We start from the raw sequence: 1,454 nt of genomic DNA, 5'->3' as shown, positions 1-1,454 counted from the left end.
TTATTGGAAATCGTCGCGGGCTTAATTGCTTATACATTCCAACCTAAAAAACCGAGCTTGAATTTACGGGATTGTGATATCGCTATTTTTAAACGAAGCTGAGGTTAATTACCATTAGCAGTCCCAATCTTGCCACTTCTGGCAAAATCACTCCATATCCCTTCTTTCCATTTTTCAAAATAGACAAAGCTTTTGAATATTTCCTTAGCCACCTTTCTATTCGCACCAAATCCTACCGCTGCATCTATCAATGATTTCATCGACATCCCATAAGCATATGACAGAAATAACCTCTTCGCGTCCTTCCTCATATTTATATTATTGAAAAGTTTCTCAGCGAAACCCACATACATATCTTTCCCCGAGTATAATGATAACAGCTCCTCATCTTGTGAAAGAGCTGCCATTATTCCAGCCTCAAATTGATCATAGTCAACATATACAAATCGCTTTCTATCGTCCGGAATTAGTATGTTACGATGCTTTTTTGCAAGATTCTGCAAGGATGGGTCTCTTAAATAAATCCTAGAAGTAATAGACCCAAAAGTATCAACCATCGGATAAGCACGGCGCGTGCTTAAAGGTATAGAATTAAGAACGTTTCTAGATCGAGATAGTTTCCTAAGCGACAATACATCTTTCGCGTAATTACTTTCCATAGGGACAAATTTAAGGATATAGTCCACGTCTACACCCGTAAAATCATATCCCATAGGCTCTAAATACTCTATAACATCTTGATCATCAGGTACTTCAAGAGGTACATTATATTTTGCTGAGTATTCTTTCAATGCAGTGTAGAAATCATGCTCAAGGTTTTTTTTATGTATTAAAAGTTGGCCCTGATTTATTTTAATTCCCCTGCAAATTGAATTTATAACATATCTCGAAACAGGAATCTCTATACTTTCAAACCGATATAACTCATCATTTAAAGATGCATAATTTTTAACTGAAAGATAATGTTCCCTTAGTAAAAGGCTAAAGTCCCTAAAAACCGCCTCTTCAAAAGGTAAAGTTCGGTTAAATATTTTAAAATACCTAGAACATAAGTCCTCATTACCTTCATATATATTCGACCTTCTCGTGATATCCTTGCAGTCTCTTAACAATCTTTCTTTCTTCATTCCAGATACAATAATTTGGAATTCATCTACATCTACAATCAAAGATGGGAGTGACCCAATAGACATCCAAATTGACGGAGCGATTAACCAATAATCGTGGCAAACAATCAGCTCTGTTTGTGATACTATTTGCTCTGCACAAACCTCAGAGAAGACATTCCCATTTAATAGAAAATACCTATCTTCACCTAACTCAGAATAATCTTTAATAAATAAACCTGATTACCATCGAATCTCAGCTAGCTTGAGTAAATACTCAGGCATAGGTGCTGCTCGAATACATGAATAAATAAGCTGTTCGAATGTTCTTTTAAGGTTAAAGCGCCA

At 35.8% G+C, this 1,454-nt stretch carries 1 protein-coding gene and 1 pseudogene; both read right to left on the bottom strand.

All coding sequences use genetic code 11. The features are described from left to right. Nucleotides 1–104 precede the first annotated feature (104 nt). Nucleotides 105–1,169, bottom strand: a complete 1,065-nt coding sequence (locus tag ACGF5R_RS23945) for a DNA polymerase (RefSeq protein ID WP_387693117.1) — start codon at nt 1,167–1,169, stop codon at nt 105–107. 180 nt (nt 1,170–1,349) lie between these two features. Continuing rightward, a pseudogene (locus ACGF5R_RS23940) lies at nt 1,350–1,454 on the bottom strand (IS1595 family transposase); the annotation flags it as partial.

The organism is Photorhabdus sp. RM71S (assembly GCF_042879355.1).
Lineage (GTDB): Bacteria > Pseudomonadota > Gammaproteobacteria > Enterobacterales > Enterobacteriaceae > Photorhabdus > Photorhabdus kayaii.
The sequence above is the reverse complement of the archived record's forward strand: the minus strand, read 5'-3'. Positions and strand labels throughout refer to the sequence as shown.